The sequence below is a fragment of the Enterococcus sp. AZ089 genome, assembly GCF_050547225.1.
Lineage (GTDB): Bacteria > Bacillota > Bacilli > Lactobacillales > Enterococcaceae > Enterococcus_D > Enterococcus_D entomosocium.
On sequence record NZ_CP172954.1, the window covers coordinates 2,708,786 to 2,732,787 of the forward strand.

The 24,002-nt window shown below is 42.0% G+C and carries 24 protein-coding genes; 1 reads left to right on the forward strand and 23 read right to left on the reverse strand.

Translation table 11 applies throughout. The features are described from left to right. Positions 1-3: 3 nt before the first annotated feature. From IGJ01_RS12490 to IGJ01_RS12525, 8 genes are all read right to left on the reverse strand, one after another. The gene (locus IGJ01_RS12490; RefSeq protein ID WP_008380893.1) at positions 4-882 is read right to left on the reverse strand and encodes a branched-chain amino acid ABC transporter permease; all 879 of its coding nucleotides are present in this window, start codon (positions 880-882) and stop codon (positions 4-6) included. Positions 883-990: 108 nt separating this feature from the next. Further along, on the reverse strand, positions 991-2,178 hold the full coding sequence (locus IGJ01_RS12495; RefSeq protein WP_008380891.1) for an ABC transporter substrate-binding protein: 1,188 nt from the start codon (positions 2,176-2,178) through the stop codon (positions 991-993). Between the two features lie 284 nt (positions 2,179-2,462). Then, positions 2,463-3,344 carry an ROK family protein gene (locus IGJ01_RS12500; RefSeq protein ID WP_005234383.1) on the reverse strand — a complete coding sequence of 294 codons (882 nt, stop codon included), beginning with the start codon at positions 3,342-3,344 and terminating at the stop codon, positions 2,463-2,465. Positions 3,345-3,471: 127 nt separating this feature from the next. Then, positions 3,472-3,930: a GNAT family N-acetyltransferase gene (locus IGJ01_RS12505; RefSeq protein WP_005234382.1), complete on the reverse strand. Its 459-nt coding sequence runs from the start codon at positions 3,928-3,930 to the stop codon at positions 3,472-3,474. Positions 3,931-3,969: 39 nt separating this feature from the next. Then, complete coding sequence (gene yidD / locus IGJ01_RS12510) at positions 3,970-4,245, reverse strand: membrane protein insertion efficiency factor YidD (RefSeq protein ID WP_223347111.1); 276 nt, start codon at positions 4,243-4,245, stop codon at positions 3,970-3,972. Positions 4,246-4,337: 92 nt separating this feature from the next. After that, on the reverse strand, positions 4,338-4,514 hold the full coding sequence (locus IGJ01_RS12515) for a DNA-directed RNA polymerase subunit beta (RefSeq protein ID WP_005228723.1): 177 nt from the start codon (positions 4,512-4,514) through the stop codon (positions 4,338-4,340). A gap of 20 nt (positions 4,515-4,534) precedes the next feature. Further along, entirely contained in the window at positions 4,535-5,827 is a 1,293-nt protein-coding gene (gene murA / locus IGJ01_RS12520; RefSeq protein WP_430601140.1) for a UDP-N-acetylglucosamine 1-carboxyvinyltransferase, read from the reverse strand. A gap of 90 nt (positions 5,828-5,917) precedes the next feature. Continuing rightward, positions 5,918-6,151: a DUF1146 family protein gene (locus IGJ01_RS12525; protein WP_008380880.1), complete on the reverse strand. Its 234-nt coding sequence runs from the start codon at positions 6,149-6,151 to the stop codon at positions 5,918-5,920. 271 nt (positions 6,152-6,422) lie between these two features. Here IGJ01_RS12525 and IGJ01_RS12530 point away from each other — a divergent pair, with 271 nt between their 5' ends. Continuing rightward, positions 6,423-7,718, forward strand: a complete 1,296-nt coding sequence (locus tag IGJ01_RS12530; protein WP_429972316.1) for an ISL3-like element ISEfa11 family transposase — start codon at positions 6,423-6,425, stop codon at positions 7,716-7,718. A 113-nt stretch (positions 7,719-7,831) separates the two neighbouring features. Here the strand turns inward: IGJ01_RS12530 and IGJ01_RS12535 are convergent, their stop codons facing one another. The 15 genes from IGJ01_RS12535 to IGJ01_RS12605 all read right to left on the reverse strand — a co-directional run bounded on the left by IGJ01_RS12535 (position 7,832) and on the right by IGJ01_RS12605 (position 23,991). Next, on the reverse strand, positions 7,832-8,254 hold the full coding sequence (locus tag IGJ01_RS12535; protein ID WP_005228716.1) for a F0F1 ATP synthase subunit epsilon: 423 nt from the start codon (positions 8,252-8,254) through the stop codon (positions 7,832-7,834). Positions 8,255-8,285: 31 nt separating this feature from the next. Further along, positions 8,286-9,692 carry a F0F1 ATP synthase subunit beta gene (gene atpD / locus IGJ01_RS12540; protein ID WP_005234377.1) on the reverse strand — a complete coding sequence of 469 codons (1,407 nt, stop codon included), beginning with the start codon at positions 9,690-9,692 and terminating at the stop codon, positions 8,286-8,288. Between the two features lie 26 nt (positions 9,693-9,718). Beyond that, the gene (locus IGJ01_RS12545) at positions 9,719-10,621 is read right to left on the reverse strand and encodes a F0F1 ATP synthase subunit gamma (RefSeq protein ID WP_005228710.1); all 903 of its coding nucleotides are present in this window, start codon (positions 10,619-10,621) and stop codon (positions 9,719-9,721) included. 16 nt (positions 10,622-10,637) lie between these two features. Then, positions 10,638-12,194: a F0F1 ATP synthase subunit alpha gene (gene atpA / locus IGJ01_RS12550; RefSeq protein ID WP_430601141.1), complete on the reverse strand. Its 1,557-nt coding sequence runs from the start codon at positions 12,192-12,194 to the stop codon at positions 10,638-10,640. A 23-nt stretch (positions 12,195-12,217) separates the two neighbouring features. Continuing rightward, entirely contained in the window at positions 12,218-12,760 is a 543-nt protein-coding gene (locus IGJ01_RS12555) for a F0F1 ATP synthase subunit delta (protein WP_005234375.1), read from the reverse strand. After that, positions 12,747-13,271 carry a F0F1 ATP synthase subunit B gene (gene atpF, locus IGJ01_RS12560; RefSeq protein WP_016612589.1) on the reverse strand — a complete coding sequence of 175 codons (525 nt, stop codon included), beginning with the start codon at positions 13,269-13,271 and terminating at the stop codon, positions 12,747-12,749. The genes IGJ01_RS12555 and atpF overlap by 14 nt, the downstream gene beginning before the upstream one ends. Positions 13,272-13,359: 88 nt before the next feature. Beyond that, entirely contained in the window at positions 13,360-13,572 is a 213-nt protein-coding gene (gene atpE, locus IGJ01_RS12565; protein WP_005228705.1) for an ATP synthase F0 subunit C, read from the reverse strand. A gap of 33 nt (positions 13,573-13,605) precedes the next feature. Then, positions 13,606-14,325, reverse strand: a complete 720-nt coding sequence (gene atpB / locus IGJ01_RS12570) for a F0F1 ATP synthase subunit A (RefSeq protein WP_008380872.1) — start codon at positions 14,323-14,325, stop codon at positions 13,606-13,608. Positions 14,326-14,618: 293 nt separating this feature from the next. Further along, on the reverse strand, positions 14,619-15,077 hold the full coding sequence (smpB, locus tag IGJ01_RS12575; protein ID WP_008380870.1) for an SsrA-binding protein SmpB: 459 nt from the start codon (positions 15,075-15,077) through the stop codon (positions 14,619-14,621). Between the two features lie 15 nt (positions 15,078-15,092). Further along, positions 15,093-17,453 (reverse strand): ribonuclease R, encoded by a 2,361-nt coding sequence (gene rnr / locus IGJ01_RS12580; protein WP_005234372.1) that lies wholly within the window; start codon positions 17,451-17,453, stop codon positions 15,093-15,095. A gap of 3 nt (positions 17,454-17,456) precedes the next feature. Beyond that, the gene (locus IGJ01_RS12585) at positions 17,457-18,209 is read right to left on the reverse strand and encodes an alpha/beta hydrolase (RefSeq protein WP_005234371.1); all 753 of its coding nucleotides are present in this window, start codon (positions 18,207-18,209) and stop codon (positions 17,457-17,459) included. A gap of 123 nt (positions 18,210-18,332) precedes the next feature. Beyond that, positions 18,333-18,569 (reverse strand): preprotein translocase subunit SecG, encoded by a 237-nt coding sequence (gene secG / locus IGJ01_RS12590; protein WP_005228700.1) that lies wholly within the window; start codon positions 18,567-18,569, stop codon positions 18,333-18,335. Positions 18,570-18,730: 161 nt separating this feature from the next. Continuing rightward, a complete protein-coding gene (locus IGJ01_RS12595; RefSeq protein WP_005234370.1) occupies positions 18,731-19,003 on the reverse strand; it encodes a GNAT family N-acetyltransferase in 273 nt (90 codons plus the stop codon). A gap of 17 nt (positions 19,004-19,020) precedes the next feature. After that, entirely contained in the window at positions 19,021-19,977 is a 957-nt protein-coding gene (locus tag IGJ01_RS12600) for an alpha/beta hydrolase (protein ID WP_430601142.1), read from the reverse strand. A 144-nt stretch (positions 19,978-20,121) separates the two neighbouring features. Continuing rightward, complete coding sequence (locus IGJ01_RS12605; protein ID WP_430601143.1) at positions 20,122-23,991, reverse strand: Cna B-type domain-containing protein; 3,870 nt, start codon at positions 23,989-23,991, stop codon at positions 20,122-20,124. Positions 23,992-24,002 lie beyond the last annotated feature (11 nt).

Genomic DNA, 24,002 nt, shown 5'->3' on the forward strand with positions numbered 1-24,002 from the left:
CACCTACACTTTCTCTTTGATATTTTTGCCGAGGATCCCAGCTGGACGAACCAACAATATAATTATTAAAATGACATACACTAAAGCATCCTTGTAATCAGAAAAACCAAGCGCTGTCGCTGCTGTCTCCACTAAACCGATCACAAAGCCGCCTAAAGCTGCACCAGGAATGATCCCGATCCCGCCGAGAACCGCCGCAACAAAAGACTTCAGACCAGGAACGACCCCCATTGATGGATCAATGGAATTATAATACAAACCGATCAGCATCCCGCCAGCTGCAGCTAAAGCCGAGCCTAAGGCAAAGGTAAAGGAAATCGTTCGATTAACATTGATCCCCATCAAACGCGCTGCATCTGCATCAACACTTACTGCACGCATCGCTTTTCCCATACGGGTCTTTTTCACGATCAATTGCAAGAGAATCATTAAGGTAACCGAAACAGCCAAAATCAATAACTGGACATTACTTACTTGAACAAACCCGATGGAATAGGTTTTTCTTTCGATTGCTTGCGGAAACGGGCGCACATTGGCAGAAAAGAAAAAAATCATGACATTTTGCAAAAAATAAGAAACCCCGATTGCCGTAATCAATGCCGAAATTCGCGTGGAATTTCTCAAAGGACGATAGGCTAAAAATTCAATCGTTACCCCAAGTGCTGCACTGGCGATCATCGAAATGAATAACGCTGGGAAAAAGCCCAATTGCCATTGATTGATCAAAAAGTAACCGATAAAACTACCAATCATATAAACTTCTCCGTGGGCGAAGTTGATCAGCTTGATGATGCCATACACCATCGTATAACCCAACGCTAACAAGGCGTAGATACTGCCTAGAAACAAGCCGTTGATCAATTGTTGGATCATCATTTCCATATACTCACTTCCAATATCATTTATTATGGTTCTTCTCATTAGAGAAAAGAAACTGAGACAAACACATCAGGTCTGTCCCAGTTTTCACTGCCAAACAACTACAGGTTTTTAAGGTTCCACAGTGTCTGCTGAGGTTTCCTTCCCGTCAGTCAATCCTAAAACAACTGCTGATTTCTCAGGGTTATGATTTTCATCCATTGTGATTTCACCTGTCACGCCGACAAAGTCTTTCAGTTCAGACAAACCAGCTGCAATTGCCAATGAATCTGCTGAGTTTTGATCTTCGATTGCTTGTTTGATCATGTAAACTGCATCATAGGCTAACGCATTAAAAGCAGAAGGTTCTTTGCCATACTTTTCATTGAAAGCTGCCACAAACGGCTCAACTTTGTCGTTTGCTGGTGCTTTGGTAGAGAAGTGACCGGTATAGTAAACATTGCTGACATTTTCTGCACCAGCTGTTTGAACCATTTTTTCATCACCGAATCCATCGGCACCAATGATTGCTTGATCAATTCCTAATTCTCGCGCTTGCTTGATGATCAAACCAGCTTCTGTGTAGTAGCCTGGAATGAACAAGACATCGAAGTCGACATCTTTGATTCTTGTAAGAACTGCTTGGAAATCTTTGTCGCCTTCAGTAAAGTTATCTTCTAAGACAATTTCGCCTGGGTAACTTTCTTTAAATGCTTCCGTCAATCCAATTGCGTAATCACTTGAGTTGTCTCCCAAGATCACGGCTTTTGATGCATCCAAATTTTCAGCCGCATATTTCGCTAAGATCGTTCCTTGGAAGCTATCTTGGAAACAAGAACGGAAGGCAAATTCTTGCACTTTCCCACTAGTATAAGTAATCGCATCGTCAGTACCTGAAGGTGTAACCATTGGTACTTGTGCTCTGGTCACGTTAGGCAAAGCCGCTTTCGTAGCACCAGAAGTTGCTGGACCAATGATGGCTACAACTTTATCATTTGTAGCTAAGTTGGCTGCTACCGTTGCAGCTTCATTGTTATCTGATTTGTTATCTTTCGAAATAATCTCAATTTGTTTTCCAAGAATACCGCCGGCAGCATTGATTTCTTCTACTGCTAAGTCGATTCCTTCTTTTTCAGCCGTCCCATAAGCAGCTACGGCTCCTGACAACTCTAAGTTGGTTCCGATCTTGATGGTATCTCCCTCTTGTTTATTGCCACCTTCAGCAGCCCCGCTGCCATCCGTTGATCCACCTGTTGGTCCAGCGCTACATGCTGTCAACAAAAACAAACTCGCAAACAAAAACGCAAATTTCTTTTTCATAATTTTCCTCTCCTTCACTTCCCCTGAATATGTTATCCAATATACTGAAAAATCTGGAAAATGTCAACGAATTATCAGAATATTTCACCTATTCAGAATTTATTTTTTTTACTAGGAAAAAATGGTGTTTTTAAAACACTGTTCCATCAATAATGGAATCGCTTTTCATTTTTTTGAACAAAAAGAAAAGCAAGCAAAGTTTTTTTTCCTTTGCTTACTTTTTGATTGTTTCGAATTGCTTCATTTTTTGTCAAAAGGACGTTTGAAAACATTACATCAAGATGTTAGCGGCTATTTCGTGGATACAATGCTTGAAAATTGGCTGCCGCCCCAACTAGATTGGCATCGTTGCGATAGTCACATAGCTTGATCAGTGGGACAAAATCATTTAAAGCTTGATCTGCCAACATTTTTTTCAACCGTTGATTCACTTCTTCTAACAAGCCATTTTTGGCACTGACACCGCCACCGATAATGATCACTTCAGGATCAAAAGCAAATTGAATACTGAATAGTCCTTGCGCTAAATAGCGGTAAAATTTATTGACTTCCTCGATCGCAATGGCATCCCCATCTTCTGCACGTTGAAAGACCTCTTCGCCGGTAATTGTGGTTCGATCTACACCAATTCGATCACAATAACGCCAAGCCATCTGAACCGCTGTCCCTAGTTGCGAAAATGTTTTGCCTTGATCCAAAATCATCAACCCAAATTCACCGCCGTATAAATGTGCCCCACGGACTAGCTCACCATTTTGAAACAGGGTACCGCCAACGCCTGTTCCGATCACAACGAAAGCTGCTTGCTGATACTCTTTGCCCGCTCCTTGATAGAATTCAGCCATCCCAGCGCAATTAGCATCATTTTCGATGGTTACTGGTACCCCAAACACTCCTTCGAGTTCAGAGTAGATGTCAAACCCATGGATATAAGGAATCGCACTGATACCGTCGATTCGACGTTCTTGCGCATTGACTGCACCTGGAGCACTGATCCCGACCCCTTCGATCTCTTCGTTTACGCTTGCTCTTACTTGCTGCAACTGGGCTTTCATTTCTTGCCACGTGCTTGGTGTAGTAAATTTGCCTTTACTCACCAAAGAATCCTGTGCCCAGACGCCATATTTTACTGCTGAACCACCCATATCAAAGACTAAAATCGCCATTTATTTCCCTCAATCCTTTATTATTCTGATACTATCTATTTTACCGTAAGTCCCCGCTTGAAGAAAGCGATTTCCGAGAACAATAAAAAAAAACAGCCTAAAATCGCCATAGACTGTCTCTATGGGATTAGAGCTGCTTTTCCAAAATAACTTGATCGATCAACTGCTGCCCATTTTCGAAAATCGGTTCAGCATAGTGAGTGGTGAAATAATTTTCCATCCGGTCTTTTTCAACATAGCCTTGCGTTTGGTACAAAGTCAGGGCTGCAGAGGGCAGACTACCAGTTTTGATCACTACAATCGGCCGTTTTGCCCCAAGGTGTTGACTGAGGATCGCTTCTTCGGCAGCTTGCAGCAATTGACGACCAATGCCCATTCCTTGCTTTTCTGGAGAAACGGCCACATTCATAATCTCCCAGTTGTTGCCTTGATTTTGATAAACTAGCACACCAATCATTTCTCCAGCTTCTTCATAAACAAGTGTTTGGCTATTATATAGATAGCTTTCTACGACTGCTTTTTCAGGATCTGCATCCAGCAGCAACGCCCAAGGATACGCTTCATTAGAGTCGATTGGACGAATCATGGCTTTTTGGCTCCTTTTTTACATTTTTGTTGATTCCTTTTAACTTTTCCGATAACGGTACGTTGGTTTGACTTTGTCTTGCGTATTTCGTTTTAAAGTAAACGTCTGGGGTACGTAATCTATACCGCCTTTTACAAAGGGATGGCAGCGTAAGATACGAGCTACCCCCATCAAACCTCCTTTGGCTGCGCCATGGACTTGGATCGCTTGGATCATGTATCCTGAGCAAGACGGATAATAACGACAGCTAGGAGGAAATAATGGGGAAATAAAACGTTGATAGAAACGAACAAAGCCAATCAAAAGTTTACTCATTTCTTGCCAACCTTTCTTTTTATGATCACGATTCAGTGAAGATAGATAGAAAAAACTAGGACTCAGCACGAGGCATAAGTCCTAGTTTGGGGTTACTTCATAAACTCAAAGATATGATTCCAAAGACTTGGAGAGAAGACTTTAAAAGGACTACCGTCGCCAATCACCCCATAGCCAATCATCGTTCCGGCTAAGAACAATAAAATAGCTAATAATATGACGATTAGAATTTTTATCAAGCTAGTTAGAATGTAACGGTTCAACTTCACTTTATTCTCTCCTACTCCTACTATGCGTTTACTGGTACGGTTTCTTCAACTGCTTCAGAAACTCGTTCCACAGAAGCACCTAATTGCTGCAATTTTTCATGGAATTTGTAATAGCCACGATCCAAATATTTTAGATTGCGGACACGTGTCCGACCAGTTGAACGTAGACCTAATAAAATTAACGCTGCTGCTGCACGTAAATCCGTTGCATAGACCAGCGCACCTTGCAATTCATGGCCGCCTTCGATCACTGCTACGTTGCCGTCGATTTTGACATGAGCATTCATCCGACGCATTTCTTCTAAATGTTGGAAACGGTTCTCAAATACCGTTTCATTCACAACACTTATTCCAGCTGCTAAAAGTTGAATAGCAGACATTTGCGCTTGCATGTCCGTAGGAAAACCTGGATGAGGCATTGTTTTCACATCTGTTGCCTTCAATTGTTCAGGTCCAACGACACGAATCCCTTCAGCTACTTCAGTCACTTCTGCGCCCATTTCGATCAATTTTGAGATCAATGGACGATTGTGTTCTGAGATCGCATCTTTAATAATGACGTCTCCTTGGGTCATCGCTGCTGCAACCATAAAGGTTCCTGCTTCGATACGGTCTTGGACGATCGAATGTTCCACCGCATGAAGGTGATCGACCCCTTCGATACGCATCGTTTCGGTTCCTGCACCAAAGACTTTGGCACCCATTTTGTTTAAAATGTTTGCTAAATCGACGATTTCAGGTTCACGAGCGACGTTTTCAATGATGGTGATACCTTTAGCTTTTACCGCAGCCATCATGATATTTTGCGTTGCGCCGACACTTGGGAAATCCAAGTAAATGCTATTGCCTTTTAACTCATCGGCGATCGCTTCTATGTATCCATCTTTTTGGATGATTTGAGCGCCTAGTGCTTGAAACCCCTTCAAATGCAAATCAATTGGTCGTTTGCCGATTGCACAGCCGCCAGGCATTGCCACTTTGGCATGACCATTACGGGCTAACAAAGGCCCCATGACTACGATTGAAGCGCGCATTTGGCTTACATACTCATAAGGTGCTTCGATCGCTAACTCTTGTGATGCATCGATCGTCATCGTATTGTTTTCTTCTTCAAAATCGATTGCGACATTTAAATGCCGAATCACTTCTTTCATTGTTAATACATCGGAAAGGATCGGTACATTTGTTAATGTCGTTGTTCCTTCTTCCGCTAATAAGCTTGCCGCTAAGATAGGTAGAACAGCATTTTTTGCCCCTTCGATCTTCACTGTTCCAGTTAATCGATTACCACCTTGAACGATCATCTCTTCCATTTATGTTCCCTCCAAATAATGCAGTGACTCACACAAATCTTGCCAATTATAGCATAATATTCGGTGTTTTTGCATATATTAATGAAATTCTTAAAAACCTGTTAAAAATAAATTACGACATAACGCAATCAACTCAAGGAAAAAAGTACTGGCGGTGTAGCCTAATGCAATCGCAAGAAACACCATGACCATTCGTATCTGAGTCGTTCGTAAGGCTTTAAAAAAAGCATCGATCCGCACAGATTGCAATGCCCAAAATGCTAAATAGATGAACGCTAAATGACTCACGATTCGAATGATTGCATCAATTCCATACACTTGCATACTTCCTGCTCCTTTTTCATAATTGAACATTCCTATCATACCACAAAGATGTCAAGATAAAAAATAATCTTTCTTGAAACCTTCATGAAAAGACTTTAAAAAGTTTTTAAAACGTTTTCTCGAATAAAAAAAAACGGCTCTATAATTTATGGGACTGATGAATCAGAATTGATTCTTCAGTCCCATTTTCATTTTAGGTATTAAAAAACATATCGTTCTCTAGTATGATTAAATCACCACAAAATAAACAACTGAGAGGACGATATGCTATATGAATGATTCTATCAAAAAAATGCTGAGAATAATAGAGAAAGATTTGATGATTATAGAGGTCTCTTACGAGACCCTTCAGAAGAAAAAGACGTTGGTCGTCGATGCTGTTCTCTCGCCTACTCCTCGTGCTTGTAGAAGTTGTGGTTCTACTGTGGTAGATGGAAACGGGAAAGCAATTATAGTGAAAAATGGGAAGAAGGAAACGATTGTCCGTTTTGAACAATACAATCATATGCCTTTGGTTATGCGCCTAAAAAAGCAGCGCTATACCTGTAAAAACTGCCGAACCCATTGGACTGCTCAAAGTTATTTTGTCCAACCCAGACATTCAATCGCAAATCATGTTAGATATAAAATTGCTTCTTTACTGACTGAAAAAGTATCTTTATCTTTTATTGCGAAAAGCTGTCAGGTATCTTTGACCACCGTTATTCGTACATTGAAAGAGTTTAAAAGCTATTTACCAAAGCAATCTAAGAAGATTCTCCCCAGAGTATTGATGGTTGATGAATTTCGTTCGCATGCTTCCATAGAAGATAAAATGAGCTTTATTTGCGCAGATGGCGAAACAGGAAAATTAATAGATGTTTTGCCTACGCGTAAATTACCTCGATTAACAAGCTATTTCTTAGGTTGTACCAATCCAGAAGAAGTAGAATTCTTGGTGACAGACATGAACGCCGCCTACTTCCAGCTCACCAAACGTGTTCTGCCAAATGCGAAAGTAGTGATTGATCGGTTTCATATTGTCAAACACATGAATCAAGCGTTCAATGAGTTGCGTATCCGTGAAATGAATGAACTTCGTAAAGCGGGACAGAAAAGCCAGGCAGAAAAACTGAAAAAGAACTGGCGCTTTTTGCTAAAAAATCGTGCAAACATCAACCATTATGAATACAAAACATGGAAAAGTTTCCGAGCACCAAAATACCCATTTCTTACTGAAGCAATGATGATTGATCGATTGCTTGAGTTTTCTACGCCCCTGAAGGAGGCGTACCCCTTTTTTCATGAATTAGTTGAAGCCTTTCGAGACAAAGACCCTGACTTATTTTTCTGCATATTGGCAGAACTTCCCGAAACGTTAGATGACGGCTTTCGGGAGAAGCTTCAAAACCTTCTGACTTATGAAGAAGGCATCACCAACGCAATGATCTATCCTTATTCCAATGGAAAAATAGAAGCGAAGAATACCCACATAAAGACAATGAAACGAGTATCCTACGGATTTAAATCATTCGAGAACATGAGAATTAGAATCTTTTTGATCAATCAATTAATCAATGTAAGATAACAAAAAATCTGAGCCAGAATGTGGTTCATTCTGACCCAGATTTGATTTTGCACAACTCATCAGTCCTTATTGACAAAGAGCCAAAAAAACAAAGGCAAGATGCCCTTGTTTTTTTAGGAATGTTTTGACACGTTGATTCGATTAATGGCGCGGTGCAAAGCAACCGTTGCGCGACGAAGCTGGTCGATATCTTCGACTTGTTTGGCCTCTTCGATTTGACGTTCTGCACGTTGTTTTGCTCTTTCTGCCCGTGAAACGTCGATATCACGATCACGTTCCGCACTATCGGCTACGATGGAGACAACATTGTCCCGCACTTCAAGGATACCGCCATTAACGGCGACCCAGTCGACGTGAGTATCTGAATCGATCCGTTTGACCCGGACTTCATCAATCGTCAAAGGAACGATGATTGGGGCATGATGCGGCAAAATACCGATCTCACCATCTGTCGTACGTGCAACCACGATTTTCGCGTGATGATCGTAAACCAAACCAGCAGGTGTCACCACATTGACTGTTAAAAATTGATCCATGAGGTTCCCCTCTTTCTTCAAGGCTGGTTAATTAATAGCCAATTTTTTTCGCTTTTTCAATGACGTCTTCAATTCGTCCTACACTACGGAAGGCTTCTTCTGGAAGATCATCATATTTTCCTTCAAGAATCTCAGCAAAGCCTTTGATCGTTTCTTCAACTGGTACATAAGAACCAGGTTGTCCAGTAAACTGTTCCGCTACGTGGAAGTTTTGCGACAAGAAGAATTGGATCCGACGCGCACGAGCCACTAACGTTTTTTCTTCATCAGACAACTCATCCATCCCTAAGATAGCGATGATGTCTTGTAGTTCGCGATAACGTTGCAACGCATGCTGTACTTCAGTCGCTACTTCATAGTGTTTTTCACCAACGATTTCAGGTGCTAACGCACTAGAAGAAGAAGCTAGCGGATCAACAGCTGGATAGATCCCTTGTTCAGTCAATTTACGTTCCAAGTTGGTTGTTGCATCCAAATGGGCAAAAGCAGTCGCTGGTGCTGGGTCCGTGTAGTCATCGGCAGGAACATAGATTGCTTGAATAGAAGTAACCGATCCTTTTTTTGTTGAAGTGATCCGTTCTTGCAATTGTCCCATTTCGGTTGCTAGTGTCGGTTGATATCCAACGGCAGAAGGCATCCGACCTAGTAAGGCAGATACTTCAGAACCAGCTTGAGTAAATCGGAAGATATTATCGATAAACAAGAGCACGTCTTGTCCTTCTACATCGCGGAAGTACTCCGCTAAGGTCAACCCAGTCAAGGCAACCCGCATCCGGGCACCTGGTGGTTCGTTCATTTGTCCAAACACCATGGCTGTTTTTTCGATAACGCCAGATTCTTTCATTTCATTATAAAGGTCGTTTCCTTCACGTGTCCGTTCACCAACACCTGTGAAGACAGAGATCCCCCCATGCTCTTGGGCAATGTTGTGGATCAGTTCTTGGATCAAGACAGTTTTACCAACACCGGCACCACCGAAAAGACCAACTTTCCCCCCTTTTAAATAAGGGGCTAATAAGTCGATAACTTTGATCCCAGTCTCAAGGATCTCGGTACTTGTTGACAATTCATCAAAGTCAGGAGCTTTTTTGTGGATCCCACTGCGGGGTGCTTCTTCAGGAAACGGTGCTTCTAAATCGATGGTGTCCCCTAAGACATTAAACACCCGTCCTAAGGTTTCTGTCCCAACTGGAACAGAAATGGAGGCGCCTGTATCGATTACTTCCATTCCTCGTTGTAAGCCATCTGTTGATTCCATGGCAATCGTACGGATAACGCCGTCGCCAAGTTCTAAGGCAGCTTCTAACACAACTTTTGTTTTCTGCTCATCTTTTTTGTAAACAATCAACGCATTGTTGATATCTGGTAATGATTGGTCTAGAGAGAATTCCACGTCAACAACGGGACCAATGACTTGAACAATCTTGCCTGAACTCATTCGTATTCCTCCATTCGTTCTTGAAACTATTCTAACGCGGATGCCCCCGCCACAATTTCAGTAATTTCTTGGGTGATCGCTCCTTGGCGCGCTCGGTTATAAGAGATCGTCAAGTCCCCAATAATATTTTTGGCATTATCTGTTGCTGTTTTCATCGCTGTCATTCCGGCAGCATGCTCGGCTGTTTTTGCGTCAACAATCGCACCATAAATCAAGCTTTCAGCGTATTGAGGCAGTAATTGATTCAAAATTGCTTCTCTGGAAGGTTCAAACAAGTATTCTTGTTCATAACTTTCGGCTTCTTCAGGATCTAGATCGGAAATCGGCAACATTTTCTCCACACGAAATTGGCTAGTCAATGAGTTGATGTGATGGTTATAACACACATATAATTCATCGAAGACTTCGTTTTGGTACATCGTTGTCGCCAATGTTACGATTTTACGCACCTCGTCAAAGCTTGGTTGATCCGAAAGGTTTCTTAGCTCGTACGCCAAATTGATGCCCCGTGCTTTGAAAAAGTCAGCGCCAGTTGCACCAATGGCAATCATGACATACTCTTCTTCTTTTGCATGGTCTTCATCCAGCATGGTCATCATTTGCTTCAAGATGGAACTATTGTAGCCGCCCACTAGACCGCCATCAGAAGTGATGACGATGTAGCCTGTGCGTTTGACCGGACGACTAACCAACATACTGTTATAGTTCACACCATCTTTAGGACCAGAACCTGCAAGATCGGAAAGCTGCTGCGCAGTTAAATGCGTAACGATTTCACGTACTTTGTTGGCATACACTTGAAACTGTTTCGAATGAGCTTCAGATTTTGTTAATTTTGCAGCTGAAACCATTTGCATGGCCTTTGTGATTTGGCTGGTTTTTTTTGTTGAGGCAATTCGTTGCTTGATTTCATTTAATGAAGCAGCCATTTTCTCTCACCTCTTTTTATGCGTTTTGCATTGTCGATATTTTATCTTGGGGTGTCACCCGAGAACCGTTGGATGCCATGAAAATATCTTTGAATGCTTTAATGGTGTCATCTAACAAGCTTTCTTCTGGCAAGTCTTTCGTTGTCCGAATGGTTTCAAAAATCGTCGCTGCATTTGCTTCGATATATTCAAATAATTCTGCTTCAAAGTCCAATAGTTTATTGACTGGTACACTATCAATGAATCCATGCGTCAAGGCATAAAGAATCACGACTTGTTTTTCTACTGCCAGTGGTTCATGCAGTTTTTGCTTCAAGATTTCAACGGTTCGACGACCGCGGTTTAATTTGGCTTGTGTTGCAGCATCTAGATCAGACCCAAACTGCGTAAAGGCCTCTAGTTCGCGATAGCTAGCCAAGTCCAAACGCAAGGTACCGGCAACTTTTTTCATTGCTTTGATCTGCGCAGAACCACCAACCCGTGAAACGGATAATCCAGCCGCTACGGCAGGACGAACACCAGAATAGAAAAGGTCGTTTTCTAAGAAAATTTGTCCATCTGTGATAGAAATCACGTTGGTTGGGATATAGGCTGAAATATCCCCTGCTTGTGTTTCAACAAACGGCAATGCCGTCATCGATCCACCACCTAGTTCATCACTTAATTTCGCTGCACGTTCCAATAAACGAGAATGCAAGTAGAAGACATCCCCTGGGTATGCTTCACGACCTGGCGGACGACGTAGAAGTAGAGAAAGTTCACGATAAGCGACCGCTTGTTTTGATAAGTCATCAAAGACGATCAAAACATGTTTGCCGTTATACATGAATTCTTCCCCCATCGCAGCCCCCGCATAAGGTGCGATATAAAGCAGTGGTGCTGGTTGTGAAGCACCTGCTGAGACCACGATCGTGTAATCAAGGGCACCGTAACGACGCAATGTTTCCACTTGTGCACGAACAGTTGAATCTTTTTGGCCAATTGCGACATAAATACAGATCATGTCTTGCCCTTTTTGGTTGATGATCGCATCAATAGCGATCGTTGTTTTTCCGGTTTTCCGGTCACCGATGACTAATTCCCGTTGGCCACGACCGATTGGTACTAAAGCATCAATAGCTTTCAACCCTGTTTGCATTGGTTCCGAAACGGATTTCCGTTGCATAACACCTGGTGCAGCTGCTTCGACTGGGCGTGATCTATCTGTTTCGATCGGACCTAAACCATCGATTGGTTGCCCTAATGGATTTACTACCCGGCCAATTAATGCATCGCCGACAGGAACTTCCATGATTTTACCAGTTCGTTTTACTTTGTCCCCTTCACGAATGGTTTCAAAATCACCTAGGATGATGATTCCGACATCGTTTGACTCTAAGTTTTGTGCCATCCCATAAGAACCGTTTGAAAACTCAAGCAGTTCTCCACTCATGGCATTTTCTAAACCGTGGGCGCGGGCGATCCCGTCCCCAACATATGTGACAGTACCGATTTCTTCTACAGAAAGTTCGTTCTGATAATTTTTAATTTGCTCTTTGATCAAGGCACTAATTTCTTCTGCTTTGATGGCCATCCGATTCACCTCTTATCTCTTGTTTATCTGCCGATTTTTTGTCGCAGATAATCCAGTTGGCTCTTAATACTACCGTCGATCACTTGATGATTTGCTTCAACGATGACACCGCCTAAAATCGTTGGATCGATCGTTTCTTTCAATTGTGCCTGCTTGTACCCAAGCTTATCGGCGATTTGCTTTTCGATTTTGCTTTTTTGTTCTGCTGACAAAGCAACAGCCGTTGTGATCGTTCCGAGAACAAGACCTTGATATTCATCGTAACGACGTTCGTATTCATCAATGATCAGCAATAAATCATCCATGCGATCATATTCATAAACGATCTCCAAGAAATTTCTGACTAAACCTTCAAAGCCCTTCAGCAATTGATCGACTAATTGTCTTTTCTCATGAAGATCCAAACGGTTATCGGTCACGATTTGGCCGAATGTTGGAATTTCCTGATAAATCTGACGCAAGGTCAATAATTCTTGGTAAACTTCTGTCAAGCGCTGTTCTTCCATCGCCAATTCGAACAACGCTTTTCCATAACGTTTTCCCACTGTGAATTTATCGAGTTTCATTAACTGAACCCAATCCTTCGATATATTGATTGATTAGGGATTCATGATTTTCGGGAGTCAATTCGCGGCCTAAGATTTTTTCTGCGATTTGAAGCGAAAGTTCTGCAACATCATCTTTCACTTCTTTTAACGCAGTTTCTTTTTCAAGGGTGATATCTGAGTTTGCTTTTTCTTTCAAACGAGCCACTTCTTCTTTGGTCTCGCTCAAAATATTTTGCCGACTCAATTCCCCGCTATCTTTGGCGCTCTTGATGATCTCCGCAGCTTCAGAATGAGAACGTGCCAATTTTTCTTGGCGTTCTTTTTCTAATTTTGCTGCATTCAAGCGTGATTGTTCCGCTGAATCCAAATCATTGGCGATTTTATCTTCCCGTTTTTGCATCATGCTGCTGATGGCATCCCATGCAAAATGTTTCAATAAGAATAGCAAAAGAAGAATTGACCCGCTGACAACGATAATATTGCCAAGCATTGGATTTTGAACTTCCGCCATAACCAACTGATTTAGCATAACGATTCTTCCTTTCTGAAAGTCATTGTTTCATTAGAAAAAAGCAAAAACGAGTGCAATTGTTCGTTTCTGCCTTTTCGTGCTCGTCTTATCGGAAGACTAATAACAGCGCGATAACTACCCCTAGAATCGGTACAGCTTCGACTAACGCTACCCCGATAAACATTGTTGAACGTAGTTGACCTGACATTTCAGGTTGGCGTGCCATTGATTCGATTGTTTTTGCGATTACTTGTCCGTTACCATACCCTGCACCAATTGCTGCTCCGATAATTGCTAATCCTGCTCCAATAAAGTTCATTCTTTTTTTCCTCCTAATTGTATGTCGATTCGATTAATGTTCTGCCACGATTTTGTGGCTCATAAATACCATGGTCAATGTAACAAATACATAAGCTTGGATCGCTCCAATAAAGAGCGAGAAGCCAATCCAGATCATTTCTAGCGGCATCACGATCGGCAATGACCACCAACCAAGACTAATAAACATGTTGGCAATCAATCCTAATAACACTTCACCAGCGAATATATTTCCATATAAACGCAAGCCTAACGTGATGACATTCGTAAATTCTTCGATGATTTTTAGCGGCAATAAAAAGCCCACCGGTTTCAGATACGAATTGATCAAGTAATTTTTGAAGCCCAACGACTTGATCCCAAAGAAATGTGTCAAGGAAATAACCATAAGTGCAAGTGTCAATGTAACAAACGGGTCTGCTGTCGGACTTTTCCATAAGGTAATGTCATCTGTCGTCACGATTTTTGTGACTAAGCCGATCTCATTTGCCACAAACACAAAAAGAAACATTGTTACACCGAGCAAATGAAAGTTGTTCACTTGAGATCCTGGTAGATTGTCCGCCACGATGCCACGAACAAAGTCAATGACCCATTCAATGAAGTTCTGCTTCCCTTTCGGTTTCATTTGCAGGTTACGTGTACAAATAAAGACCACCAAAAAAACAATAATACAAGAAATGATTGTCATCATAGCTACAGTTCCATCAAACCATATAGGACCGATATGAAACATAAGCGATTTATCTTCCAATCTTTCTCACCTCTTTTCCTGTCATCTCCAGAAAAAAATCTGGTGTTACAATGCGTTTCCTCTCATAACAATCGGTATCATACCACCACGAATGGAAAATTTCAAAGCATTTTCAAGAAAATTAGACAAAAAACTCACAATGCCAAAAATCCTAAATTAATTGAAAAATCCTCGTGTCGCTATGTGGAAGAAAAAGCCTGTTATATCAACAGCTTTCCCTTAAATGCTACCAAATTTAGCGTGATTTTCAAAGCAATAACCTCTATCGGATTCTAAAAGAAGTTCTTAGAAAATTAGAAATTTCTAAGAACTCGGTCAATTTGTCTTTCTTGATCTTTGCGTTTCAAGGATTCCCGCTTGTCATATTCGCGTTTTCCTTTCGCTAAACCAATCAAAACTTTGGCATAACCATCCTTGATATACACCTTTAATGGCACAATCGTCATACCGGTATTTTTTGTTTCGCCAATCAGACGAGCGATCTGCTTTTTGTGTAGCAACAGTTTTCTCGTCCGCAATGGATCGTGATTAAAAATGTTTCCTTGCTCGTAAGGACTGATATGCACATTGACTAAGAATGCCTCACCGTTACGAATGCGTACAAAGCCGTCTTTCAAATTGATCCGGCTGTTACGGATCGCTTTGATCTCTGTTCCCTGTAAGACGATCCCCGCTTCGATCGTATCGAGGATCGTGTAATCATGGCGGGCCTTTTTGTTTTGGGCGATTAATTTCCCTTCTCCTTTAGGCACGGGCCATCCCTCCAATTATTTTTTCTTGATTCCTTTGTAAAAAGGTTTTTTCTTTTTCACTTTGCCAGCTTTTTTCGGCTTGCCTTTGCCTGATTGCTCAAAGCGTTTCCCTTGGTTTTTCTCAGGGTTTCGTTGTTTTTTTCCACGGCGGCTAGCTTCATTTTTTTGATTGTTGTTACGTTTGTTGGCTTTTGGTGCTTGCAGTTTTTCAACTTCTTCTGCTGCTACCAGTTCGAAATCGATCTCTCTTGTTTCTGGATCAGCCTTTACGACTTTGATGCGAACTTTCTGACCAATTTTAAAGGTCAGGCCTGTCCGTTCACCCACAAGTGCCAGATGGTTTTCCAAATAATGGAAGTAATCTTGCTTCAGATTATTGATATGGATCAACCCTTCAATCGTGTTAGGCAATTCAATAAACAAGCCAAACTTAACGACGGAACTGATGATACCGTCAAACTCTTCTCCTACTTTATCGGCCATATACTCAGCTTTTTTAAGCGCATCGACTTCTCTTTCTGCATCGACTGCTCGTCGTTCCATTTGGGAGCTGTGCAGCGCGATGTCCGGCAAGATTTCAGCCCATTTGTTTTGGTTGGCTTCTGAGACATCTTCACTGTAAGATCGAATCAAACGATGCACGATCAAGTCGGGATAACGACGGATCGGTGACGTGAAGTGGGTATAATCTTCCGCTGCCAAACCATAGTGACCGACGTTTTCTTCAGAATACTTCGCTTGTTGCATACTTCTTAGTAGCATCGTATTGACAACCATTGCCTCTGGCTTATCTGCGACATCTTCAACAACTTTTTGCAATTGTTTTGGTGAGATCGAGCCATTGGTCTGCTTGACTACGATCCCTAAAGCAGATGCAAAATCAAAGAAGCGGCGCATTTTCTCTTCTTTTGGTTCCTCATGGATCCGGTAAATAAATGGTAAATGCTTCTGATTGAAATGACGCGCCACGGTTTCATTGGCTGCCAACATGAATGATTCGATCAATCGTTCGCCGACGCCCCGTGCTCGTAGAACGATTTCTTGCGGGTGTCCTTCTCCATCGACCAAGACTTTTGCTTCTCGGTCTTCAAAAGAAACTGCCCCACGTTTGATGCGCATCGCTTCTAACACGTGATGCAAGGCGGCCATATCATGGAACATCGGTACTAATTCCGCATATTCTTTGGTGGTTTCTGGATCATTGTCTTCAATGATTTGATTGACTGCTTGATACGTCATACGGGCACTTGTTTGAATAATACTTTGGAAAATATTGTAATCTGTGACGATCCCCTCTTGGTTGATCCACATTTCACAGCTCATAGTCAACCTTGGGACATTCGGATTCAACGAACAGATCCCGTTTGATAAACGCTGTGGGATCATCGGAATCACACGATCCGTAAGATAGACACTCGTTCCCCGATCAAACGCTTCTTTATCCAATGCGCTGTTTTCGGTCACATAATAAGAAACATCGGCGATATGCACGCCCAAATAGAAGCTACCGTCAGGCAATGCTTTTACGGTCACCGCATCATCCAAATCTTTGGCATCCGCTCCATCGATTGTTACAATCTGTTGATCTCGCAAATCCCGCCGTTCCGGAAAGTCGGCAGGATCGATCGTATCTGGTACTGCATCTGCCGCTGCTAAGGTTTCTTCCTCGAATTTTGTTGGAATCCCGTTCGCCACGACGATCGATAATATATCCATTCCAGGATCGTTTTTATGTCCTACAACTTTCGTGATCAACCCCTCTAAGCTTTTCGAGTAACCTTTTTCTGGGTAATGGCTGATTTCAACGATCACAATGCTCCCATCTACAGGTCGAATCCCTTGAGCACCAATAAACACCTTTAATTCACTTAGTTTTTTATCTTTAGGCTGAACAACGCCATATAGATCCGACTCTTCGATCTCTTTTTCATCAAATAATGTAAACTCGCCGACCAACTGACTGATGGCCCGTTGTTTGATCTCAACGACTTTCCCCTCTGCACCACGATCTGAGAAAGGATCCGCAACGTGCACGATGTCCACAGCAACGGTATCGCCGTCCATGGCATAGCCTGTTGCTTCTTTAGGGATATAAATATCGTCTTCTTCTTCATCCAAAGTGACAAAGCCGAAGCCCCGCTCGTTGGCACGGAAGGTTCCTTCCACAAACACTCGTTTCATGGGTAATTTCACTTTGCCTTTTTTGTTAAAAATCACACTGCCTTCTCGTTCCATCGCCGCTACTGTCTGGACAAGATTCTTAAAGTCTGTACTTTTTTGAAGTCCTAGACCTTCAGCAATTTCTTCCATTGAAAAACTTTTTTTGCGGCTTTCTTCGAGAAACTGAATGATTTTTGTTTTAATCGTTTCTGTCATAACTCACTCTTTCCAAGCAAGTGTTTCTAAGAAAGCAAACACATCCTGCTCTAATTTTTTCCGTTCTGGTCCAACGGTCACCACATGACCGCTTTCGGGATACCATTGAAGCGTATAGGGAACATGGGACAGTGCCCCTGCTGTTTTGAAAACCGTCTGTGGATCGATCATTTGATCCTTTCCTGCTTGTGCTAGAAAGACTGGGCGCTCGATTTTCCCTAAATGCCCAGCTGTGGTTTGTCCGACTGTTTCGATTCCTTGCAGTTGCTCTCTGACCTTACGAGGGACTTCTGCCAATATTTCTTTTTGGGTCGCCTCGTCTAAATCAGCATAGGGTATGACCATTTCAGCATACTTTTCAAAATTGACTGGCACTTCATTCTTGGTTTCAAATAATGGCGAACAAAACAGTCCGCCCCCCATCAATGTTGGATCTTGTGTCAAACGATCCATCGCTAAAATCCCGCCCATCGAAAGTCCAAGAACGGCAACTTCTTCATAGCCTTTTTCTCTTACATAAGTAACTGCATCTGCAGCATCCTGCTGCCAAACAGCCATCCCTTGATTTAAGATATCATCTGGATTGGGCGTACCATGTCCAGTAAACATCGGTGTATAAACCGTGTAGTCTTTTTGTTCTAACGAACGACAAAGCATGCGCACATCGTTAGGACTGCCTGAATAGGCATGGAACAAAATGACCGCTCGTTTGCCGTGTTCAGCAAAAACCGGTTTTGGTTGATTAAATGTTTTCATGTTTCCTTTCACCTCACGTCCAATTCTACCATAGTTATCAAGAATACTTCGACAAATGCGATCAAAATCTTCCCCTTAAAAAGAAAAAAACCTCTCTTTACGAGAGGTTCGCTAACAAAATGATTAGTTTGATGAAAGAAAAGCCAAAATAAAGAGCAAGACCATCCAAACAAAACCTAAAATGGCCGTTGAACGCTGCATCACCGCTTCAAATCCACGGGCTTTTTGCTTACCAAACAATTGATCTGCACCGCCGGTAAAGGCACTAGCTGCACTATTTTGCTTGCTAGGCTGCATCATGATCGTAATGACCATTAAAATCGAAATAACGATCACAGCAGTTAATAAGATGTTATACACGTTAGCTCCTCCTTGCTTGCTAAAGTCGTCCTTTCTATTTTAGCATTTTCCGCTAGAAATTACTACTCCCTTTTTGTCATTGCTCGTTGCGTGACTGTTTAGAATAAAAAAAGACTGTCCTTTCTGACAGCCTTTTTCTCATAGATTGCTTTTCGTTCAAATCAGCGAACCAGTACGTCATCATATTCTGGTTTCTCTTTAAACTCCTTGACCGCAAAAGAGCAGACAGGCATAATTTTTTTCTCTTCCCGTCGTGCTTTTTCAACAACTGCTTTGAGCAGTTTTTGCGCCAATTGCTGTCCGCGATAATCAGGGTTGACGAAGGTGTGGTCTACTTCTAGCACATCATCTGGCGTTTCTTGCCATGTGATCTCACCGATTTCTGTTTCTCCATCATATAAAGCAAAACGTTTATTTTCTTCTTTTATTTCCATTGTATTCTCCCTTTCTATCAGACAATGTCTGTTTTTTGTTTGACCTTCTCAATAAATTGCAAAACGGTTGGCCAATATTCTGGTGCGTCTTTAACTGCCTGTATATGTCCCATATTTGGAAAAAGGACTTTTTGTTTCGGACCAGCTGTTGCTTCCATTAAAGTATTGATTTCTTTTTCAGAAAGAAACGTATCCTTTTCTCCTTGTAAAAACAGCACGGGTAAATGGTTGCTGCCGACTTGTCGGGTCACTGAGATTTGTAGGAAGGGGTAGCCAACTAAGTGTTTACTGTAACGATTGGCTAATCGCAAAAAGCGCTTGACGGGTAACCGAGAAAATTGTGGTAGACTTGCCCGAATGGCACTGTAAACGGACGTATAACTGCTGTCTGAGATCAACCCCGCAACTTGCACCGGCATGACTTCTCCACTAGCCAGCAGCAAAGTCGCCGCCCCCATTCCTAAACCATAGAGGAAGATTTGTGTTTGGGGGTCTTTTTCCAAAATCTTATCGATCCACAAAAGCAGGTCCATCCGATCTAGCCACCCTAAACCAATCTCTTTGCCTTCACTGCGACCATGTCCACGCAAATCAGGAACTAAAACATTGTAACCCGCAGCCCAGAATTTCTCGGCCGCCTCTTGACAATCTGCTTGCCCGTCACTGCGATACCCATGCAAGCAAATCACCCATGTTTTAGCACACTGATCGAAGACTTCTGCTCTCAAGATCAGATCATCGGTGGTCGTTACCGTACATTCCGAACCTTGTGCCCAAAAAGCCGAACTGCTTTTTGCGATCCGCTCTTTGTATGGAATCCCCAGTTTCTTTCTGCCTTCTTTTTCATACCATTCATTGTAACGCATAATAATTGCCGAAACAAAATAGCGTACGCCCTTTTTCATCACAGACGTGCGATATACATAGTACACCAAAAAAATAAAAATAAGCAGTAGTAGCAATAGCCAAACCATAGGATCCCCCCTTCATTTTAGTTTACCATTTACACCGGTTTTCAGCCAAAGTTTTGTCGCAAGTCTTAAATAAGTCCTATACTTTTTTAAGAAAAAATCTTTGTACTGACTTCTAGCGAAGGAGCAGTACAAAGATTTGTTTGGTTAAATATGTTTCTGTTTATAGAATAGGAAAGCAATCATGGTGAGTAAGATACCTCCAAGAACACTTAGTTCATAAGAGGATTCCTCGTTTGTCTTTGGCAAGCGTTTTTCATTATTTGTCTGGTTCTTTTTGTCATCCAGCTTTTGCTCGGCGTTTCCGGCTATTTTTTTCGGTTTATCAGACTTGTCAGAAGGTATTGGTACTTTGGGATCGCTAGGATCATTCGGTGTCTCAGGCGTTCTCGGCGTTTTTGGTTCGACATAAGTATTGATCAAATCATAGCCATGGACATCTGACTTGTATCCTTTGACAGCCACTTCTTGAATGCTATAGGTGTACGCTTGACCTTTCTCATCATATTTTGGCAGATCTTCAAAACGATAGGTCCAGTTGCCTTCTTTATCTGCTTTTACGGTTTGCTTGTCGATTTCTTTACCGTTTTGCATTAATTCGACAGTGATGCTTTCAGGACGGGTATTGAACTTGTTATCATAGTCTTTCCATGTCTTTGTTCCGGCTACTTCTTTCGTTTCGTTGTTACGATAGGTGTTGACTAGGTCATAGCCGTTGATTTCAGTGGTGTAACCTGAAACTTTTTCTTCTTGGATCGCGTAGGTGTAAGCTTTTCCTTCGGCATCATACTTAGGCAGATTGTCAAAGTGATAGGTCCAGTTCCCTTGGTTATCTGCTTTTACGACTTGTTTGTCGATTTCTTTATCATTTCGCATCAATTTGACAGTGATACTCTTCGGCCGTGTATTGAACTTGTTATCGTAGTCATTCCATGTCTTTGTTCCAGCTACGTCTGTTGTATCGGTGTTATGGTACGTGTTGACTAAATCATAGCCGTTGACTTTAGTGGTGTAACCTGGAACTTTTTCTTCTTGGATCGTGTAGGTGTAAGCTTTACCTTCGGCATCGTACTTAGGCAGATTGTCAAAGCGATAAGTCCAGTCGCCTTGGTTATCTGCTTTTACGATTTGATCGTCGATTTCCTTATCATTTCGCATCAGCTTCACAGTGATGCTTTCTGGACGGGTATTGAACTTATTGTCATAGTCATTCCACGTCTTCGTTCCCGATACTGCCGTTGTTTCGGTGTTACGATAAGTGTTAACTAGGTCATAGCCGTTTACTTTAGTGGTGTAACCTGAAACTTTTTCTTCTTGGATCGTGTAACTGTATGCTTGACCTTTTTCATCATACTTAGGCAGATCTTCAAAACGATAGGTCCAGTCACCTTCTTTATCAGCTTTCACGATTTTTTCTGCGTATTTTTCGCCATTTTGCATCAGCTTGACAGTGATACTCTCTGGACGGGTGTGGAACTTGTTATCATAGTCATTCCATGTCTTTGTTCCGGCTACTTCTGTCGTTTCGGTATTATGGTACGTGTTGACTAGATCATAACCATTGATTTCAGTGGTGTAACCTGAAACTTTTTCTTCTTGGATCGTGTACGTGTATGCTTGACCTTTTTCATCATACTTAGGCAGATTCTCAAAGTGATAAGTCCAGTCGCCTTGGTTATCTGCTTTTACGGTTTGCTTGTCGATTTCTTTACCGTTTTGCATTAAGTCGACAGTGATGCTTTCAGGGCGGGTATTGAACTTATTGTCATAGTCATTCCATGTCTTTGTTCCGGCTACTTCTGTCGTTTCAGTATTGCGGTACGTGTTGACTAGATCATAGCCGTTTACTTTAGTAGTATACCCTTCAACAGGTGTTTCTTGGATTGTGTAATCATAAGTCTGACCAGATTCGTCAGTTGTCGGTAGGTCCGTAAATTCATAATGCCATTCCCCCTCTTTATTTGGGGTAACCGTTTTTGTTTGGAACACTTCACCGTTTTGCAATAATTGAACCGTAATACTTGCCGGACGGGTATTAAATTTGTTGTCATAATCGTCCCACGTTTTGGTCCCGCTGATTGTCGTTGTATCAAAAGAAAGCAATTGATTCATGGCAGCTAGTTTAATAGTCGGCACGATTGTTTCATTTGCTTGCAGATCCCAGCGATGGGTTTCTGCGTTGACCAGCACTGTATCAGCAATGATACTGCCGTCAACATTTTGATGGACATCGACTGTATCACCAACAGCCAAGATGGTTCCTTGGAATGGACTATTAATCGAAATCGTTTGGCCCTCTGATTGGTCAACAAAATTCCATAAGATAACAGCATCATCAAACTCTTCTGTTTCATGGCTATTACGAGACGTACCATCCGTATATTCTAGTTTGATTTGGGACTTAACATTAACGGTGCTGGCTCCCTCAGTGTCCACATTGATGATCACAGGCGTATTTCCTCTTGTTAGCCCTTTAATGGTGATCGGCGTATCTTTTTCTAATTCCGTTTTTGAAAGAGAAACAACAACCTTTTGATCTTCTTTCGCAATTGTATCTTCTGAAAAAGAAATGGGTTTTTTATCAATCAGATAGCCGTCTGGCGCTTCCGTTTCCACAAAGGAATATTCCCCCTCAGGAAGACCATCTTCGATCACCTGCCCATCATCATTTGTGACTTCTTCATCAACTTCCTTATGCGTCTTGTTGTTTTGAAGTTCGTAAACACCATCATCAAGTGGATTTCCTTGTTCGTCTGTCAAGGTCAAAACAACCGCTTGTGTCTCATCTTCGGCATCGTCTGTATTGATGACCCGCTGATTATTATCAGTGAAATCCTTGGTTACACCGGGTGTCTGCGGATAAGCTCCCAGTCTTTCTGACGTCGCCTGTAACGTTGAAAATGCCTGTTCAAAGTCTATATAAGGCTCACTCACGGATTGATCTTGAAAAACTTCGGAAGTCTTCAAGTGATCCATTCTCTGACCATTTACAAAAACGGCAGGTTGCTGATTTTGATCTGCTAAATCTACTGTGACTGATGGGCCAAAAACAACTTTGTTTTTTCTACTATCCGTTCCTGATACAAAAGAAGAGTTTGCGATGGAATTGACCTTTTGAATATAATTGATTTCTGTCGGCAAAGAACCATCCTGAATACTGGTCCCAAAATTGACATTTCCGTTTAATTCACCAACGGCCAAATTTCCGTTCGTGTGTGTATTTAGCGTCGCATGGTTAGCAAAAATATGAAAATATTGCGCTTCTCCTAGAAGTGCGTCATCAACTTCAGGAACATCATTTTTAAAAATGCCCCCACTTGAAAGTTGTGAAGCTGCTGGCGCACTTGCTTGGGTATCAAGCGTTGATTCTATGGTTTTTGATGCAGTATTTGACGCCGTTTGTTGTTGTGACTCGCTGCTTGTTGTTACAACCTTTTTTTCAGAAGCCTCTGTTTGATCCTGAGTATCAGAAAGTACGGCTTCTGTACTCGTTGCTTCTGTGGATTCATTTTCAGGTAGAACAACTGCTACATCTGTTGTGTTGATGATGTCTTCTTTCACTTGTCCATTTTTTTCATCTGTTTGAAGAAAGGCGGATTTGATTGTCAATGTTTGAAGACTTTTTGTTTGAAACGTTAGCGTCATTTGGCTAAAAGAACTGCTAGCGGTTTCTTCCATCAGCTGCTGTCTTTGCGGATCATATGTAAATGGCGTGCCGCTGCTTTGAATCGAGTTCGGCAGAACCGTTTGTTCCCCTTCACTCAAGCTGAATGCCAGTTGATTTGCTGCTTGTTGATTCTTTTCTACTTCGATCGTCCAAGTGATCTCCCCTGTGGTAGGATCTGGTAATGATGTCACTTGCGCTGTGCCCTTTTCGTTTTGAAATAGGATTGTTTTGGGATTCTCCTCGGTGTCCGCATTGGCTGTGATGACTGATAATAAAGGCGCCAAATAGGAAAACATAAGTAAGGACAGCATGAACATTGGGTAAGCTATTTTTTTCACATAAGTACGCATTTCTCTTCCTC

Bases quoted from the DNA above. Each gene is read 5' to 3' on its own strand.
- IGJ01_RS12600 (WP_430601142.1), bottom strand. From the start codon at position 19,977: ATGGTTTGGCTATTGCTACTACTGCTTATTTTTATTTTTTTGGTGTAC.
- IGJ01_RS12555 (WP_005234375.1), bottom strand. From the start codon at position 12,760: ATGAAACTCGATAAATTCACAGTGGGAAAACGTTATGGAAAAGCGTTG.
- IGJ01_RS12585 (WP_005234371.1), bottom strand. From the start codon at position 18,209: ATGAAAACATTTAATCAACCAAAACCGGTTTTTGCTGAACACGGCAAA.
- yidD (WP_223347111.1), bottom strand. From the start codon at position 4,245: ATGAGTAAACTTTTGATTGGCTTTGTTCGTTTCTATCAACGTTTTATT.
- IGJ01_RS12595 (WP_005234370.1), bottom strand. From the start codon at position 19,003: ATGGAAATAAAAGAAGAAAATAAACGTTTTGCTTTATATGATGGAGAA.
- IGJ01_RS12545 (WP_005228710.1), bottom strand. From the start codon at position 10,621: ATGGCTGCTTCATTAAATGAAATCAAGCAACGAATTGCCTCAACAAAA.
- atpD (WP_005234377.1), bottom strand. From the start codon at position 9,692: ATGAGTTCAGGCAAGATTGTTCAAGTCATTGGTCCCGTTGTTGACGTG.
- IGJ01_RS12535 (WP_005228716.1), bottom strand. From the start codon at position 8,254: ATGGATCAATTTTTAACAGTCAATGTGGTGACACCTGCTGGTTTGGTT.
- IGJ01_RS12490 (WP_008380893.1), bottom strand. From the start codon at position 882: ATGGAAATGATGATCCAACAATTGATCAACGGCTTGTTTCTAGGCAGT.
- IGJ01_RS12495 (WP_008380891.1), bottom strand. From the start codon at position 2,178: ATGAAAAAGAAATTTGCGTTTTTGTTTGCGAGTTTGTTTTTGTTGACA.
- IGJ01_RS12525 (WP_008380880.1), bottom strand. From the start codon at position 6,151: ATGCAAGTGTATGGAATTGATGCAATCATTCGAATCGTGAGTCATTTA.
- IGJ01_RS12605 (WP_430601143.1), bottom strand. From the start codon at position 23,991: ATGCGTACTTATGTGAAAAAAATAGCTTACCCAATGTTCATGCTGTCC.
- atpE (WP_005228705.1), bottom strand. From the start codon at position 13,572: ATGAACTTTATTGGAGCAGGATTAGCAATTATCGGAGCAGCAATTGGT.
- atpA (WP_430601141.1), bottom strand. From the start codon at position 12,194: ATGGCCATCAAAGCAGAAGAAATTAGTGCCTTGATCAAAGAGCAAATT.
- IGJ01_RS12505 (WP_005234382.1), bottom strand. From the start codon at position 3,930: ATGATTCGTCCAATCGACTCTAATGAAGCGTATCCTTGGGCGTTGCTG.
- IGJ01_RS12500 (WP_005234383.1), bottom strand. From the start codon at position 3,344: ATGGCGATTTTAGTCTTTGATATGGGTGGTTCAGCAGTAAAATATGGC.
- IGJ01_RS12530 (WP_429972316.1), top strand. From the start codon at position 6,423: ATGAATGATTCTATCAAAAAAATGCTGAGAATAATAGAGAAAGATTTG.
- murA (WP_430601140.1), bottom strand. From the start codon at position 5,827: ATGGAAGAGATGATCGTTCAAGGTGGTAATCGATTAACTGGAACAGTG.
- rnr (WP_005234372.1), bottom strand. From the start codon at position 17,453: ATGACAGAAACGATTAAAACAAAAATCATTCAGTTTCTCGAAGAAAGC.
- atpF (WP_016612589.1), bottom strand. From the start codon at position 13,271: ATGCTAAATCAGTTGGTTATGGCGGAAGTTCAAAATCCAATGCTTGGC.